Origin of the sequence: Bacillus sp. FJAT-26390, assembly GCF_001682865.1 — a bacterium.
Taxonomy (GTDB): Bacteria; Bacillota; Bacilli; order Paenibacillales; family Paenibacillaceae; genus Pristimantibacillus.
Genome location: NZ_MAQX01000022.1, coordinates 839390 through 856686, shown reverse-complemented (window position 1 = coordinate 856686; position 17297 = coordinate 839390). Strand labels below are relative to the sequence as shown.

15 protein-coding genes are annotated in these 17297 nt (G+C 46.2%); 5 read left to right on the top strand and 10 right to left on the bottom strand.

All coding sequences use genetic code 11. From position 1 onward, the window contains the following. Positions 1-29 precede the first annotated feature (29 nt). Together A7975_RS20510 and A7975_RS20505 are read left to right on the top strand one after the other, a co-directional pair. Positions 30-1004, top strand: coding sequence for a Gfo/Idh/MocA family protein (locus A7975_RS20510; RefSeq protein ID WP_065386319.1), 975 nt, complete (start codon positions 30-32; stop codon positions 1002-1004). A 20-nt stretch (positions 1005-1024) separates the two neighbouring features. Next, positions 1025-2011 (top strand): Gfo/Idh/MocA family protein, encoded by a 987-nt coding sequence (locus A7975_RS20505; RefSeq protein ID WP_065386318.1) that lies wholly within the window; start codon positions 1025-1027, stop codon positions 2009-2011. A gap of 158 nt (positions 2012-2169) precedes the next feature. Here A7975_RS20505 and A7975_RS20500 read toward each other — a convergent pair whose 3' ends face one another. Continuing rightward, a complete protein-coding gene (locus A7975_RS20500) occupies positions 2170-2361 on the bottom strand; it encodes a hypothetical protein (RefSeq protein ID WP_065386317.1) in 192 nt (63 codons plus the stop codon). Positions 2362-2600: 239 nt separating this feature from the next. Between A7975_RS20500 and A7975_RS34265 the strand changes: the two genes are divergently transcribed. After that, on the top strand, positions 2601-2771 hold the full coding sequence (locus A7975_RS34265; RefSeq protein WP_176707771.1) for a hypothetical protein: 171 nt from the start codon (positions 2601-2603) through the stop codon (positions 2769-2771). Between the two features lie 286 nt (positions 2772-3057). Then, positions 3058-3423, top strand: a complete 366-nt coding sequence (locus A7975_RS20495; protein ID WP_053375095.1) for a hypothetical protein — start codon at positions 3058-3060, stop codon at positions 3421-3423. A gap of 117 nt (positions 3424-3540) precedes the next feature. On the opposite strand, the gene A7975_RS20490 is transcribed toward A7975_RS20495, so the two are convergent. The 7 genes from A7975_RS20490 to ectB form a co-directional block, all read right to left on the bottom strand. After that, positions 3541-4359: an alkaline phosphatase family protein gene (locus A7975_RS20490; protein WP_065386316.1), complete on the bottom strand. Its 819-nt coding sequence runs from the start codon at positions 4357-4359 to the stop codon at positions 3541-3543. A gap of 26 nt (positions 4360-4385) precedes the next feature. Further along, on the bottom strand, positions 4386-5051 hold the full coding sequence (locus tag A7975_RS20485; RefSeq protein WP_231637484.1) for a DMT family transporter: 666 nt from the start codon (positions 5049-5051) through the stop codon (positions 4386-4388). A gap of 417 nt (positions 5052-5468) precedes the next feature. Beyond that, positions 5469-8639, bottom strand: a complete 3171-nt coding sequence (locus A7975_RS20480) for an ATP-binding cassette domain-containing protein (protein WP_065386314.1) — start codon at positions 8637-8639, stop codon at positions 5469-5471. Positions 8640-8802: 163 nt separating this feature from the next. Next, positions 8803-9219, bottom strand: a complete 417-nt coding sequence (locus tag A7975_RS20475) for an SRPBCC family protein (RefSeq protein ID WP_053375091.1) — start codon at positions 9217-9219, stop codon at positions 8803-8805. Beyond that, positions 9216-9542 carry an ArsR/SmtB family transcription factor gene (locus tag A7975_RS20470; RefSeq protein WP_053375090.1) on the bottom strand — a complete coding sequence of 109 codons (327 nt, stop codon included), beginning with the start codon at positions 9540-9542 and terminating at the stop codon, positions 9216-9218. The genes A7975_RS20475 and A7975_RS20470 overlap by 4 nt, the downstream gene beginning before the upstream one ends. Before the next feature lie 161 nt (positions 9543-9703). After that, positions 9704-10486 carry an alpha/beta fold hydrolase gene (locus tag A7975_RS20465; protein WP_065386313.1) on the bottom strand — a complete coding sequence of 261 codons (783 nt, stop codon included), beginning with the start codon at positions 10484-10486 and terminating at the stop codon, positions 9704-9706. Positions 10487-10650: 164 nt separating this feature from the next. Continuing rightward, positions 10651-11934: a diaminobutyrate--2-oxoglutarate transaminase gene (ectB, locus tag A7975_RS20460; protein WP_065386312.1), complete on the bottom strand. Its 1284-nt coding sequence runs from the start codon at positions 11932-11934 to the stop codon at positions 10651-10653. A 236-nt stretch (positions 11935-12170) separates the two neighbouring features. Here ectB and A7975_RS20455 point away from each other — a divergent pair, with 236 nt between their 5' ends. Beyond that, the gene (locus A7975_RS20455) at positions 12171-13649 is read left to right on the top strand and encodes an alpha/beta hydrolase family protein (RefSeq protein WP_065386311.1); all 1479 of its coding nucleotides are present in this window, start codon (positions 12171-12173) and stop codon (positions 13647-13649) included. Between the two features lie 57 nt (positions 13650-13706). Here A7975_RS20455 and A7975_RS20450 read toward each other — a convergent pair whose 3' ends face one another. Together A7975_RS20450 and A7975_RS20445 are read right to left on the bottom strand one after the other, a co-directional pair. Further along, complete coding sequence (locus A7975_RS20450) at positions 13707-15488, bottom strand: ABC transporter ATP-binding protein (protein WP_065386310.1); 1782 nt, start codon at positions 15486-15488, stop codon at positions 13707-13709. Then, complete coding sequence (locus tag A7975_RS20445) at positions 15485-17278, bottom strand: ABC transporter ATP-binding protein (RefSeq protein WP_082198323.1); 1794 nt, start codon at positions 17276-17278, stop codon at positions 15485-15487. The genes A7975_RS20450 and A7975_RS20445 overlap by 4 nt, the downstream gene beginning before the upstream one ends. Between the last annotated feature and the right edge of the window lie 19 nt (positions 17279-17297).

The window sequence follows — 17297 nt, the reverse complement described above, 5'->3', positions numbered from 1 at the left end:
AACCTATCAACGATACAAGGAGATGGATCATGAAAGTTGTTGTATTAGGATGCGGCGGTCTAGGACATGTCCATGCAGACGCTTACACAAAGCTGGTAGGCGTTGAATTAACCGGTGTATGCGACCTGCAGATGGATCAAGCCGACAAGCTGTCCGAGCAAACAGGCGCTCCTGCCTTTTATTCCTTCGAGCAGATGCTGGCAAATGCTGAATTCGATGTAATCAGCATTACGCTGCCTAGTTATTTACACAAAGAATATACTCTCTTAGCTGCAAAGGCAAGAAAACATGTCATTTGCGAGAAGCCGATGGCCCTCTCGCTCGAAGATGCAGACGAGATGATGAAATGCTGCGAGAATAACGGTGTCCGCTTGTTCATCGGACATGTGGTCCGATTTTTCCCGGAATATGTGAGCTTGAAGCAATCGCTGGACAGCGGAGCAATTGGCCGAGCTTGCGTTGCCCATGCCAGCCGAGCTGGCTCCCATCCGGGCGATGCCAAGCCTTGGTACAAAGACCGTGCAAGAAGCGGCGGCGTAATCGTCGATTTGATGATCCACGATCTGGATTTCCTGAGATGGACGCTAGGAGAAGTCAAAACGGTATACGCCATGTTATCGCAAAATGAGCAGCTGGAATACGCGCTAGTAACGCTGCAATTCGAAAGTGGCGCCATTGCAAACGTCGAAGCGAATTGGGGCTTTCCCGGACCCTTTCATACGAAGGCGGAAATTGCCGGTAATGCCGGCGTTGTCATGGCGAACAGCTTAAAGAGCAGCTCGCTTCAAATCCACAAGCACGCTAATGGAACGTCAGCCCCAACCGTAGCCATCCCAGAGAGCCCTGCATTCAAGAGCCCTTATGAGCTTGAGATCGAGCATTTTATCCGCTGCATTCGGGACGGATCAGAAGCAATCGTAACGGCGAAGGATGCCTATAAAGCGCTTGAAATAGCCTATGCCGCGCTTGAGAGCGCGCGTACCGGCAAACCCGTTCAACTCTAATCGTGAGGGAGGAATACAAGATGAAGAAGCTTAAAGTGGGTATGATCAGCTTTGCGCATGGCCATGCCTATTCGTACTTTGAGGCATTGCGGAGGCTTGCCGAAGTCGAGCTGGTTGGCATTGCCGATCCGGTAGAGAGCAGGGTGAGCGCTCTCGTTGCCGAGCATAAACTGCCTTATTTCAACGATTATCGCCAGCTGCTGGACCAAGAAGTAGATGCTGTCGTCATTTGCTCGGAAAATGTGTTTCATGCCGAGATTACGATCGAAGCTGCCAGAAGAGGCAAGCACGTGCTATGCGAAAAACCGCTAGGCATTCAGAACGATGAAATGTTGGCGATGATCAAGGCATGCCGCGACAATCAGGTACAGCTGATGACCGCCTTTCCTTGCCGTTATTTAGCTGCGGTCGCACAAGCAAAGAAAGCGATTGAACGGGGAGAAATCGGCAGCATCGTCGCCATTAAAGGAACGAACCGCGGTACTGCGCCAGGCGGCTGGTTCGTAGATCCGAAGCTCTCCGGGGGCGGCGCCCTGCTGGATCATACCGTACATGTGATGGATCTGATGAATTGGTTTACCGGTTCAGAGCCAACAGAGGTATACGCCTATGCGGCCACCTTATTCAAGGATAATCTGGATGTAGACGACACCGGCATGCTGCATGTGAAATTTGCAAATGGCGTTTTTGGGGTAATCGATACGAGCTGGTCAAGAACGCCGCCATTCCCGACATGGGGGGATGTCACGATGCAAATTATAGGTACGAGCGGTGTCATATCCATTGACGGCCTTGCCCAAATTAACGAGCTGTACGCCCAACAAAACGGCAAAGGACAATGGAATTATTGGGGAGACAATATGGATTTCCATTTGATTCAAGCGTTCGTTAAGGCTATCCTACACGGCCAACCCGTCCCGATCACAGGCGAAGACGGTATGCGTTCAACGAGTGTTGCGCTTGCGGGTTATCGTTCGATGGAACAAAAGCAGCCTGTTACGCTATAAATGATCAGCCATTTTTGCACCGATCCAAGCAGCGCTTGGATCGGTTCTCTATTCCTACTTTGTCTGTCATATAAAATTGCGCTGCTTTTTCGAAAAGCAGAGTGACCTTTGAAGTTAAATCCACCACAAAAGGGGATAAAATAAATCATAATGGTTAATCACTCTCTTTCATCGTACCCCACCGCTTGGTTATTTGAAGAGTCTATATAAATGCCAATCGGGCCAAGCACTAGAAGAACTTCATTCCATTTTGCCTCCTTCACCTCGGCCAGCCTCCAATCGTTAATCAAAGATTCCTTCACTCCACTGGACAACTCATTCCATGCGGCTTCTCTTAATGATGCTGCCATTACAGGCCCAACAACCACTTTAAAAGCACATCATCACCTCTAAAATTAATGTTCATACTCCTTTTTGCCTAAATAACGCAAACGCGCCAAGTTATGTTGCAAGCATTTCGTTTCAACGCTGCTAAGTGCTTCGAGACTAATAACCTTGTAAAAATGTTCCCGTAACAAACATACAAACATAGCTTGATAGTCTGGCATAACTTATAGAGAGCTCAAATCAATAGGAGGTGAATGGAACCATGTTTAATCAAACAAGTACCATTTTAGTTCTTTTTATTTTGTTGGTCATTATCGCTTGCAGTTGCGGAGTAGGCAGCCGGAATGAGAGAAACGATGAAAAAAGAGAAGACAAAAAGGATGAAAAAAACAACGATAAACAACATGTCGGCGATTATGGCGGTTGCTGTTAATCAACGGCTGATCTTCCATATCACATGTAAAATATAAACTGAACAAGAGACCCATTTTATGGGTCTTTTGCGTTCGAGGAAGGTTATCATCATCTTAGATATACATAGGCGAATCACATAGATTATTAGTCTTGGTAACAAATATCCAATCATAGCAGACATTCCATGCATAATTTACAGTGTACTCCAAAATAGAATGGCATATGGGGATTAGCGAGTCATTCTTTCAACAACTAATAGGTTGTCATTGGCTTCATTATTATTGAGCAAAGGATAGTGATACGAAGTGAAAAGAATAAAAAGAATCCGGACCAATGCAATTCTGCCTGCCGAAAGCGAGCCGTTAAATGATTTTAACCCATCTGAAGATTCTCCGTCCTTTCCTGCATCTGGAGGCGACAGATCCATGCTTGCCCGGGTTGGCGGCTTCGACGGAATCATGTCCATGATGGGAAAAGTCCAACAGTTTTTCGGCATCTTTCAGCAGATTCGCCCAGCCTTTAAAATGGTAGGCTCATTATTCGGTACAAAAGCTTTCTTATCAGGCGTACCTAGCAGCAGAGTAAGATCAAAAAATAAAAAAGCGAAGCTAAATTCACGTGCTGCAGCAGCTTCACGCCAGAAAACGTCCAGAAAACGCAGCTCCCGTTGATCATAAATAAATGCAGACAGCAAAAAGGATGCATTTTAAAAACATACATCCTGTTTCCGTTGCCACTATTTGAAATCGCGCATCCTTATTGCTCTTTTTTGCTCCTCCTTAGAGGGATCACACTTGAAATAGGCCTTCCGGCAGCTTTGCTTCCCAATTATCCGGCGTATCAAGTCCAAGTGCGCGGATAACGACTTCCGCAGTGTCTGTAATGAAGAAGTCTCCTTGAAGAGAGGCGCCCTGCTGTATTCCCGGACCGGCGCAGCCCCAAAATATCGTTTTGTCAGACGGATGATCACTGCCATGCTGCTGAGGATGCTCCCCTCCTCCCCCATGATCGGAGACAACGATGATCAAGCTATCTTCAAAAATACCCGATTCTTCAATAGCTTGCAAAATGATTCCCGTATGTGCGTCCGTCTCTTCGATTGCCTGCAGCTGCTCGGGGGTGTTGTAGCCGTATTGGTGCCCCGCTGCATCGGGCAGATCCAAGCCGATAAACATCAGCTTCAAATCAAGATTTTCCCGAATGTAAGCCGCTGCCGCCAGCGGAAGCTCGCGGTCGTTCATGGATACCTTATGCACCCCGATAGACGATTCAATAATGCCATGATTAATCGGATTCCAAACGCTAAACGCTGCCATTTTGGCATCAGGAATGCCATTGTGGACGATTCTGAAGATAGAAGGATACATGGAATCGTCAGGATACGTAAATTCACTTGCTCTTTCATTCGTTAAACCATGTTTATCCGGACCTACACCGTGAAGAAGCGCTCCCCAGCACTGTGCGCTAATCGTTGGCGATACGGTTTGCGCATTGAAAGCGAAAGTCCCGCTGCTTATTAATCGATCCAAATTCGGCGTATGGGCAGCACGAACAAAGTTTCCCGCGCCGTCCCAGCCAATAATAAACACTCTTTCTATTTTCCCCATTATCCATCTCTCCTCTTATGCAAGCTTTAAGGGCTACCCCACATTCCAATCATAATGACGCCCATCGTAATGACCGCTGACAACAAAATCCGTTTCAAGCCATTCGACTCCTTCAGCAGAAAAATGCCGAGCATCGTGCCGAACACCGTGCCAATCTCGCGAATGGGAGCCAGATGTGACAACGGCGCAAGATTCATCGCATAGAGAAACAGCAAGTAGGAACCGGGCGATAGGATCGTCCCCCATAAAATGGCTTGTTTATTAACCTGCCATTCCTGTTTAATCTGCTTGGAGCGAAGCACGGCAGGACTTAACACGATGACATAGGCGATGTTGCTAAGCTCAATGATAGACAGCGGAGACAATGATTGAAGCACCATTTTATCTGTCATGACGTAACCCGTAATACATAAACCGACCATGAGTGCGGGAAAAATATTTCGCAAACTTATCGCTGACCCATGCTGCTTCTTCAAAAATCCGCTTATAGCAAACAATCCTAGCACGATGCAGCCTACGCCGATCCATCCGAGAGCCGATAACGATTCGTTATAGATCCATACGCTGAAGAGCGGGACAAGCAGAGCTCCCGTGCCGCGCATAATCGGGTACATTTGCGACATCTCGCCTTTGCGGTAAACGATCGGCAGCAGAAAAAAGTAGCCCATTTGAAATCCCATTGTCAGAAGCATGAATAAATAACCGCTTAACGAAATGGAGCTGCTCGTGACATCAACAATGAAATAAGGAAGAAGCAAAACAAAAGCTGTAATATGAATTAACCACAGAAAAACACTTTTATTTCTGCTCGTCTTCGTAAATAAATTCCAAATGGCGTGTGTAAGCCCCGAGCATAAAACAAGTATGATAGCAAAGGATATAGCGTATCCCTCCTCCTGACGGAATCATTATTTTCATTATTCATCTTACTTAGCCGCCTTTACAATGTCAACATAAAAACAATTAAAAACAACAAAACACACAATCTTGAGATAAGCATCTCAGAATAGTAAAAAAACTCATCTGCAATTCATTATTGCAAATGAGTTTTCTTCACTGACTGATAGCTAGCTTTGTATTCAAATATGGCTTGTATTAGTCATTCTAAATTAATTATTTTGCTCGAGGAATTGGTAAACCGCCATCATATCTCGTTTATTCAACTCGCGAAGACGATTGAAAATTGGAATATCGGCAACAGCCTCAAGCATAAAGCTATAAGCAACAACATCGCTTACTTTGCCAGTTAGCCATCTTTGCACGTCTATGCCATCGACGATTTCCTTGCGCCCTTCATCATTGATGCCGCTTGCATAGCAGCTAACGCATGGCACCGATAATTTATACACCCCATCATGGAGCCCGTCCTCCGAAATGACTTTCTTCCCTTTACAGAACGGACAGGGATGACTTGCTTTGATCTTATTGATTAAAGTAACAATTTTTTTGTAGCCAAAAGCTTCATAGACATAGGTCAGCTTTTTGTACTTACCATTGGTGAAATACTTATCAATGATCGTTTCTCTCGTTTCGGTGATATTGGCAAAATCACAGACGGTGATCCGATTGTTAATGCTGATGGCTTCGATACTGCTGCTAATACTGCCCCAGAATGGCTGTACGTTTTGTAAAACCATTTCATAGTTCGCAAAGCTCGCCAGCTCTAGTTCGAGCATTTTCAGTGCGGCTTGCGTTTCCCTTGGCAATAGAGAGACATCTTCCGCCAAAACCATATCGCCGCCGACAATGGCTTTCATTTTTTCTAGCACCAGTAAATTTCCGGCATTGTTCATGGCTTGATCAACAGACTGCCCAATAATCTCACGAATATCCGTGTCGCCAAATTTAAGCTTTTTACGATGGTTTAGTACGGTTCCTTGACAGATTGGGCAGGTAATCATTACTTTGGATTGTTTGATATGCTCTTTAATAATCGATTTCGAAATGACCATATAATTCCCAATGATGTAATTGAAGCCTTCCCAAGTTCTCGAGGCTTTGGCTGCTTTATCGTAGAATGACTTTTCCCAATACCCGTATAAAAAGGTATGCTTCTCTGCTTCTGTCATCTCGTTATAACTTTTGCTTATATCCTGACCGAGCTCATTCTTAATCTCATCAAAGATGAACTTTATTTTTGAAAATTGATAAAACTTTAAAATATCCATCGCATCAGGATGCAATAAGCCATCCCAGAATGGCACGGTTTTGTCCTGAACAACGATATCAAAATCAAATTTTTCAATTACCCGGCGGCCCGAGCAGCATGGACAATGGTTTTCTTGATTATAGAAATCGAAGCTATTCGTATCTTTATTGGTCGGATGCGCCGCCACGATATGGTTGATCAAGCCACCGATTTCATAGAGAAAACTATATTGACTATACAGATGCCGTTCCAGATCAATGGCGATGACCGGTGCAATGGTTTCCGATTCGTACTCACCATAAATCAGACGGGCCATTGATGATAAGCTTTTTAAAATGCCGCCCTTATAGACGTTTTCCGCATTTTTATAATAGGCAATATGATTCTCTTTTAAGTAGTTGATTCCATTTTGTTGATTGAGTGTTGAAGAAATTTGCAAGGGAGCCGCACGATCTGCAATGTCGTTTTTTTGATAATAATCTTCATGGCTGACTACATCAAGATGCTCCACAGGCGCAAGCTGTCTTTTGCCAAAATCAACGATATAATCAGAGTTTTCCAGCATGTAAGCATTATGTTCAATCAAGATCATGGATACGGATTCATCCTCTAGAATGACCCTAACGCTATCAATGAATTGATTTAAAATATTTTGTGATAAACCTTTGGAAGGCTCGTCAAAAATAAAAAGCGTTTGTGGGTTTCTTGAGCCCGCAAACAGCTCGGAAACTAAATGGACGCATTGAAATTCACCTGTTGATAAGGACTGTGTTTTCCTTTCCAGCGTCAAATAGCCAAGACCAAGCTTGATCAATAAGCTGAGGCGTTTATGAGCGATGTCTTCATTTGGCAGTTCTTCAATAATATCTTCAATCGAGCGCTGAAAAATATCATCGATATCCTCACTATATTTTGTGAGCTTCTTTTTGATATCAAGAAAAGTCGCAACGGTTGAGCGGCTGGTAATCGATTGGTTTCGGTCTTGCCCAACCATTACCAGCTTATCTTTGGGATATCGCTTCAAAAAATCTTTGGACATGCACTCATTGACAAGCGTAGATTTGCCGCATCCAGACTCGCCCGTAAACGTTACAAGTCTATTTTTTGGAATCTGAATTTCAGCCATTTGAATATTGCGGCAGTAAAGGTCATGAAATGCGTAATATTCTGTTGGAGTTTCCTGATTTCGTTCCCAAAGGATTGGCTTAGGGCGTGGTGATTCCTCAACGATTTTCCCGCCGTATTTGCCGCTGCCTGGCCCAAAGAACAATTGCTCGTCCGTTGTGCCCAGCACCGTGTCCGAATGGTCAATGAGCCAAATTTGATTCTTATACCCTAATTGCTTGATCTGCTCTAAAATTTTCAACAGCGTTTGGTGATCAAGGCCGACGGAGATTTCATCGATGATAATAACCGTATTTTCACTTGTTGCCATAAATTCCGCCAAGTAAAGCCGCGTTAATTCTCCGCCTGACAATGTGCCCATAATGCGATTTAATGTTAAGTAACCAATATTCATATGGATTATATTTTTTAGAATATTTTGTTTGCCTTCACTAATCTTTAAAACTTCTGCTAATGAAAAAATAGTTTCAATGCTTAAGTCGTTGATGTCGGAAATATGGTGTGCTCGATCAAATAATTCAATTTTATATTGCTCAACCTCTTCATTATAGCGCTTCCCGTTACACTTTTTGCATTCGACATTTTTAGTCGTTCCGCGACCTTTACAATCGGGACACCAGCCTAATTCATTATTAAATGAAAAAACTTCCGGAGAAAGATTGTATTTTTCGGCAAGCGCAACACGAATCTCCGTGAACACGCCAGTATGCGTGCCAATTGTTGAACGCGGATTGGAAGAAATGGATGATCTGCCTAGAAAAAGGACAAGCGGCATTTCTTCCATATGGATGGCACTGAAGTTGGTTTCCATAATATTAGGAAATAAATACTGATATTCAGCCTTTGGCAATAAGGAAACGAGACGCTTCTTGGATTCTTCGCCGATGGTTTGACTAAACGTTGTTTTACCGGAGCCAGACAAGCCAGCTATTCCTAACGATTTATCTACTGGCAGTACTGCATCTAATTTGTTAATATTGTTCGCAATCAATTGATTTACTTTCATCGCGGTATCCTCTCCATTCCATCCTCGATTCTATTAAAAATGACGCTTTCCGTTTTCAGAGAAGCGCCCTTATCATAAAGAAAGAGCACAATTCGTGCTACGGAATTGCGCCCTATTGTTGAAGAATGGTTTATTTGTATAAAATCATTACGACTACTATTTTTTACAGCTCCGCCAACACTTTTTCGAGCTGGCCGCCCATTTTGATCCAAGCATGTTTAGCTCCCTCAATGGCTCCCTGGCGGGCTTTTGTTTCTTCGCTAAATCCGGTTTGATCGAAATGCAGATGGACAGTTCCATCTGAATCTTTTTTCAAATTCCATGTAATAGTCGTGCTTTCTCCGGCGCTTGCCCAAGTGTAAGATAATGTATGAGGCTCATCCACTACAAGCACCTCACAATCTACAATTCCGTTCCACCACTCGGAAGGCTCTGTCCGGAATTGAAATTTATGTCCAACGACTGGTTTAAAATCATTATCCCAAATCCATTTCGCTAGAGTATCCGAATCCGTTAAAGCGTTCCATACCTGCTCGATCGAGCTTGTAAATTGATAATCTAATGATACATCCGATTTCATTCGTTTTCCTCCAATAATAGATTTAATTTATGAATTCTATCTTTCCAAAATCCTTCGTAAAAGGATACCCAATTTTGAATTTCTTTCAACGGAGCGGCATTCAACCGGTACCTCGTTTCTCTACCAACCTTTCGAGTCGTTACGAGACCTGCATCTTTAAGAATAGCCAAATGCTTGGAAACTGCCGTACGACCCATTTGAAAATGAACCGTTATCTCATGCAGGGGTAATTCTTCAACATCCGCCAGCATTTGAAGTAATTTTCGCCTTGTCGGATCGGCAACAGCGTCATAAACATCCCTAACTTGACCGTTATCGTTCAAAATCACCCCCACCTTCTCATTATTATTTCCTGTTCTGTCATTGATTAAACTACAAAACAAGCTAATAGGACACCTTTTATTGTCCTTTTGATTATAGGACACCAAAAAGTGACGTGTCAAGTTCCTTTGCCATTCATTATCTTGCCTTTTAAATGTGCCGCTTACTCCCCGCTTACTTCCATAACATCATCAGGAAGACTGCCATTTTCGAGCCATGTTTCAAGCAGCTTGTTAAAATAATCAGGTCTCGCCATCGAAACGCCATGCCCTATATTAGGAATGATGATGCCTTTGCCATTCGAATGGCTTTTAACGATATCCTGCAATGATTTTTTCATGACGCTTTTTTCTTTTTCGCCAACGGTGACTAATATTTTTGTTCCCGCTTGTTTAAAACCGTTCGGTATTTCAAATGACATATTTTCAGCCATGATTCTCATGAAGCTCTCTTTATTTAACAGGCAGCTTTCTTGATAATAGGTGTCAAAATGGCTTTCATCTACATACATAGACTTTGCTTGAATTTTTGAGAATGTTTTATTTTTTACGAGGGGGTATGTAATCGACAATAACGGAATCATCATATTCGATAAGGAAATGGGTCTAACTAATGCACTATTAATAATAGCGTAGTCTATTAAATGAGGCTTTTTACTAAGTATTGAAATTAAAACCTGGGCGCCTAACGAGAAACCAACCGCAATTATCGGTTTATCTTTTCCTTTTTGCTCCAGTAATTCAATGATTTTCTCAGCGCTGAGGCCTATCGCAAACAAATGCCCGCTGCCGCTTTTGCCATGCCCGGGCAGATCCGGAACTAAACAATGGTAGCTGGAAAAATAGTTTACTTGTTTATCCCACATCCACCCGCTAACGCCTCCTCCATGTATAAAAACAATAAGCGGAGCGTTCACATCGCCGTACTCTTTGTAATGTAGATTCAACCGTTTCACCCCCCACCTATAAGATTACCATAGTTGGAATATGTTGAAAAACCGCTCCTCCTTAGCACACAAATAAACGATGCCCCATGAGGGCGCTCAATTAAGAGTCCATCATTCAGGCATCGTTCATTCCACATCTTCGCAACCGATTAATTTAACCGCCGTTATGCCAAAAGATATTCAGAAGCTTTGTACTTTTCATAGCATTCCTGTACCGCTTGCTTCACGATTGCACAGCCCTCTTCCAGCTCTTCCATAGAGATCGTTAGCGGTGGCATGAGCTTGATGACCTTGTCGTCACGTCCTACCCGTTCAAGGATGAGACCCAGCTCGTAGCAGCGCGACGCAATTTCCTTCGACAGACTGTCATGCTTGCTCGCTGAAACGTCTATTCCCCATATCAAACCCATGCCCCGGATCACGATGGAATGATGGATTGGTGCAATAACCTCGTTCAAAAACTGACGGACATTCTCCCCTTTGCGGTACACATCTGCTTCGAGGCTAATAGACGCACTATATTCTAATGCAGCAGTCGCTCCAACAAAAGCAAGCTGGTTGCCGCGGAATGTGCCCGTATGCTCGCCCGGATTCCAAATATCCAGCTCCGGCTTCATAAGAACGATGGACATCGGGAGGCCATAACCGCTGATTGATTTCGATAAGACAACGATATCCGGAACGATATCTGCTCTCTCAAACGAGAAAAACGGGCCTGTACGGCCGCAGCCGACCTGGACTTCATCGCAAATGAGCAGGATGCCATGACGGTCGCAAAGCTCCCGCAGCTTTTTCATCCATTCGATCGGCGCTTCATTAATTCCGCCTTCCGCCTGCAGCGTTTCAAAAATAATCGCGGCAGGCTTTTCGATGCCCGAGTGCCCATCCGTAAGAACCTCTTCCAAATATTGAATCGTATCGAAGGAATTCATAAAGCCTTGCGGAAACGGCATAAAATGGACGCGATCCAAATCCGTGCCTGCTGCGCCGCGATGATACAAATTGCTGGTTGCGGCTAAGCTTCCAAGCGACATGCCGTGAAAGGCTCCCATAAACGAGAAAATGCCGGTTCTCCCTTTGACCCTGCGTGCAAGCTTCAAAGCCGCTTCAACCGCATTCGTGCCTGTCGGTCCGCAAAATTGAACTTTATAGGACAAATTTCTAGGCTGCAAAATAAGCTCCGAAAACCGGCTCAGAAAGACTTCCTTCGCCGATGTATGCATATCAAGGCCGTGCGACATGCCGTCCGATTCCAAATAGGCTACGATTTTCGCCTTAATGAAGTCGTTATTGTGACCGTAATTCAAAGCTCCGGCGCCTGCAAAAAAATCCAGGAACGACTTTCCAGTTTCCGCGTATATTCTAGAGCCCTTTGCTTTTACGAATACATCAGGGAAAGACCTGCAATAAGACCGTACATTCGATTCCATCGTTTCAAAAACGTTCATTATTCCCACTCTCCTAATATGTTTTCAATAAAATACCATACAATATTTAACATAATATCATCATTTGATTAATTAATCATGAATAACTCGCCGTATCAATTTGTTAATAAAATGTTAATTTATTTCATTAAAACAAAAACTTGTAACTCTATCAGCGCGAGTATACAATATGGTTGGGCTTCTGCAACAAACGCAAGAAGACTGAAAAAGGTATGTCCCTATTAAGGAGGTTTGAAGTGAAAATCTTTGAAGTTCTGGTCTTGCTTATTAGCATCTTTCTGATCATTCGAACACGATTCGGCAAAAGCATGTCACGCGGAGCGATTATCGCTTTGACATTACTTGCGCTCTTATCGGCTGCTCTTCACCTGTCGATAAACGGGTACCGCTGGCAAATGATTCCTGCATACGGTTTGACCCTTTACGGCATCTTCCGCATGCTGCGGCAAAGAAGGCAAGCTGGCCCATCATTTGGAAGCACGAAGCCTCGGCCAGTAAAGCGGGCTATCATGACCGCCCTGCTTGCCGTACTTGTCATTGTCGCAGCCGCACTACCTACGCTGCTTCCGGTATTCGGCTTTGATCCTCCAACCGGTCCTTACGCTGTCGGAACTGTAGAATATGCGATGGTTGATCCGAATCGGCAAGAAACCTACACGGAAGATCCTAACGACCATCGGGAAGTGCTGGTCCAGATTTGGTATCCCGCCGATCCTGCGAAGCCGCTTTCAGGCAAAGCCCCCTATGTCAAAAATGTTCCCGTCATAGCAACAGAAGTGAAAACCAAGCTTCAAATCCCTAAGTTTCTGTTCCAATACCTAGAGCTCGTCAAGACCAATGCCTATCCGAATGTTGCCTTAGCAAGTAAACAGCCATCATACCCGCTCATCCTGTTCTCACATGGACTTCCCGGAGCAAGATTCTCCAATACGTTCCAATTTGAAGAGCTGGCCAGTCAAGGATTTATCGTAGCCAGCATCGAGCATACATATAACGCCCTTGCTACCGTTTTGCCTGACGGGAAATTCGTTACGATTGCGAGCCTGCCGGGCATGACCGATATTGACGCATGGGATAACCTTATTTCTGACATATGGGTCAAGGATTCTACCTTCGTGCTTGATAAGCTGGAGGAGCTGAACGGCAAAGACTCTAATAATCTCTTCAGCGGCAAAATCGATTTGGACCATGTCGGGATGTTCGGCCATTCCTTCGGAGGCGCAAACGCTGCTCAAGTGTTGTACACGGACCCCAGATTCAAGGCGGCAATCAATATGGACGGCACCATGTTTGGCAATACGCACAAAGCCGAAGGTACCGGCAAGCCGTTTATGCTGATGGACACCAAACCCTTCGTCATGGAGACCGATCCAGTCGCGCCTACCGAATCGCAACTGCAAGAATTGAGCATGACTCGCAAGCAATTCGATCGTATGTCCATTGAGCTCCCTATGCGTATGAAGGAGGCCCTTTCGCCCGGTGCCTATGAATTGACTTTGCAGCGTACGCGTCACATGAGCTTCAGCGATTACTATTTTTGGTCACCGGCTCTTCCCATTATGGAGAAGATGCCGCTTTCTCCAAGGCGGGCACATAAAGTAATCAATGCTTATACGGTCGCCTTTTTCCAAAAATATTTGCAAGGCATAGACTCGCCTTTGCTGAACGAAAACCAATCAGCAGACTATCCGGAAGCAGCTTTGAAACGTTATTAAGGCGTTGGGAGCCAGAGCATACCTTGTTCTGGCTCCCTTCCCTATCCCACCGCTTGCTCACACTGCTGCGTACTCCGTTTCTTTGTCGTATTGATGCTTATACAGACCCGCGTACAAGCCGCGTTGGTTGATGAGCTCCTCATGGGTTCCTTTCTCGAACACCTCCCCCTGCTCCATCACATAGATGACGCTCGCCTCTTGTATCGTGGACAATCGGTGTGCAATGACAAGCACTGTGCGGTTTTTCATAAGCTTCTCTAAAGCCTGCTGCACCCAATATTCGGACTCGTTATCGAGAGCCGAGGTCGCTTCGTCCAGCAGCAGAATCGGCGAATCCCTCAGCAATGCCCTTGCAATGGCAATTCGCTGGCGCTGACCGCCGGATAGCTTGGCTCCCCGCTCGCCAACCATCGTTGCATAACTTTCCTGCTGCGCTTCGATAAACTCATGGGCATAAGCTGCCTGTGCGGCGGCAATCATTTGTTCACGTGAAGCTTCCGGCCTGCCGAGCATAATATTTTGTTCAATCGTGCCCTCGAACAAGTAAGCGTCCTGAGGCACATAGGCGATCATTCCTCGTATTTCGGCTAAGGTATACGCTGAGAAAGGCTTGCCCCCAAGGCCGATCGCGCCGTGATCAAGGGGATAAAAGCCGAGCAGCAGCTTGAATAAGGTGCTTTTTCCGCTGCCGCTCGCCCCTACGATCGCCGCGACTTGCCCTTGCCGGACTGTCAATTGAAACCCGGACAGCACCCGGACTCCCGGCTCATAGCTGAAGCTTACACCCTTAAACTCGAGCATCGGCTCCGTGCTTAGCGATAATTCCTCAGAGCGAGCCGCAAAGCGATCATGCTCCGGCGCATGGTCGATGACCTCAAACACGCGTGCCGCTCCTGCAAGCGAGCTTTGCATCATCGAAATGACGCTGCCCAGCTGCAGGAAAATCATCGTAACGCCCATCTCCAGCTGTACGATAGCAGCCATCGTGCCGAGCGCCAGGATACCTTTGGCGAACATATATATGCCAACCACCAAAATGCCGCCGAAGCTTATGAAATTGATTAAGAAGTTAACGGCTTCAAGCAAGCCATTACGGTGGCCCTGCTCCATGGAAGAAGCCGTTACGCGCTCATTCGCTTCCTTGTATTTGCCGGTCATGATATCCTGCAGCCTAAACATCTTCATCATGTGGAGGCCAGCCAGTATGTCGGTTAATCGTTCCGTCAATTTGCCGAGACGCTCCTGCAGCCGGTTGCCCGTACCGCGGAGCGGACTTGCAAAGGCCAGGTTAACGGCGATGCCTGCTGCTCCAAATGCCGTTAAGGCGAGCGCAAATCGCCAATCGAGTATGTACATGGAAATAATCGAGCCGAGCAGCGTAAACGCATCCGTCAAAATCGATTTCAGATGCTCGACATAAATATTTTCCATCGTCTGGACATCGCTGGTCGAGCGGGAGATGAGATCTCCCGAATGCCTTGTCTCAAAGTAGCTGGGAGGTAGCTCCCCGAGATGATCATAGAGCCGTCTCCGCGTGTTCACCATCGTCCGCTTAACAACCTTCATATAAAGAAAGGAGAACACGGGAGACAATAGCGCAATAGCCAGAAAAGCGGCGCTTACGAAAATGATCGAATTGTAGAAGAGCTGCCGATCGCCCTGCACCGAGAAGTCGAGCAAATTTTTAAAAACGAATGCCATCATGATCGTAATGCTGCCGTTAACCATGCTGTCGCCAATTAAACCGGCAAAATACAGCCTTCGGCCGGAACCAAGCAATTCGATCATTCGGCTGAGCTCTGCCATGCTATTTTTCAACAGCAGCTTTTTTCCAATCATCCCCGCACTCCCTCCCCATACGCTATTGACTTCGCTTCATGGCTTTCGAGAGCGGCGAATTGCTTGTAATACAGCTTCATATAAAGTCCTCTTTGTTCCAGCAGGGAAGCATGAGTCCCCTGTTCAACGATTCGGCCCTGGTCAAGCACCAGAACGAGATCCGCTTCGATGATCGTCGACAAGCGATGCGCGACTACCAGCACCGTTCTATCGTTCATGATGCGCTCCAGCGCCTCTTGCACGATGGACTCCGACTGCGTATCCAGCGCAGAGGTCGCCTCATCAAGCAGCAGTATGGGCGCATCCTTCAGCATTGCGCGCGCAATGGCAAGCCGCTGCCGCTCTCCGCCGGAGAGCCTCGCTCCGCGCTCCCCCAGCACCGTCTCATAACCTTCCGGAAGCAAATCGATAAATGCATGAGCCCCCGATTCTTTGGCCGCTTCGATAATGGCCTCACGGCTTGCTCCCGGCCTGCCGTAGCCGATATTTTCCGCGACGCTGACCGGGAATAGGTAAGGGTCTTGGGAAACGAGCGCAAGCTGATCGCGCAGGTCAACAGGATTCCAAGATTGAAGCGGATGGCCCATAATTCGAATCCCTCCGGTTAACCGCACGCCGCTTTTATTCGCGTCCACGTCCTCCTCCATGCCATAAAAACCGCATATCAGCTTTAAAATCGTGCTTTTCCCGCTGCCGCTAGGACCCACTAACGCTACGACTTGCTTCTTATTCGCCTTAAACGTAATGTCTGCAAGCACCACCGGCTTGCCTTCATAAGCAAACGATAGGCTGTCAAACGCAATCGGCAAGGCAGTCTCTTCAATGGAATGCTTGTCCCGGTTAGCTGGCTCAAGCGGCAGCTCCAGCAGCTCGAACAAACGGTTCGAGGCTCCCTTCACCTCTTGGATTTGAGCGGATAACACCGGAGCCATCGAGAGCGGCTGCATCAGGAAATTAAGCATGTAGAGAAAAAGAACCATGCTGCCTGCGGATAATTCCCCCTCCCCGATCAAATAACCGCCGTACGAGACGCTAAATATAATCGGGCTAGACATTAACAGCAGGCTGATTGGCGCGATGAGCGCCCGTCTTTTCTCGACCTGCAAGCTTTTCGCCAGTACAAGCTCCATTGCGTCTTTATATTTGACCGACATCGCCTTGAACATATTGAACGCCTTCAGCATCGGGATGCCGCCGATTGTATCTTGGGCAATGGCATTGGCTGAACCCAAGTGATGCTGCAGCTGCTCCGACATTTTGTTCATGGGAAAGATAAGCACACTCGTAATTAATATAGCAACGGGAACAAACAAGAGACTAAACAAAACGAGCTTCCAACTTGTTAGGAGCAGCACCGTCAGCGCACCGACAAAGACGACCGGCATATAGAACAAATTGGCAAAATGCAGCATAAAAAATTGTTGGATCACCGCTGTGTCATTCGTAAGCCGCGATACCAAGTCCCCCGAATGCCTGCTCTCCAGCGAAGAAACCGTCGAGCGCTCCAAGTGGCTGACAAGCTCAGCCCGTATATCGCGCAAGGCGTATGAGCTGAACCGCGTCAGTGCGTACTTGATCGCATAGCTGGCGGCAGCGCCCACTGCCGTTAGCGCCGCCAGCAAAGCGAGAGTCGAGCCAAAGCTGCTCGTTAAGCTTCCTTTCTTGTCCTCAACAAGCCTTTCGATAAATAGCCCCAGCCATATATCGATAGACGCAACCGTAAGCGATGCCGCAATGCATAGAACAATCCAGAAGCTGTAAGGCTTCATGTATTTGAATAGCTTAAGCAAGGTGCAGCTCCTTTCCCGA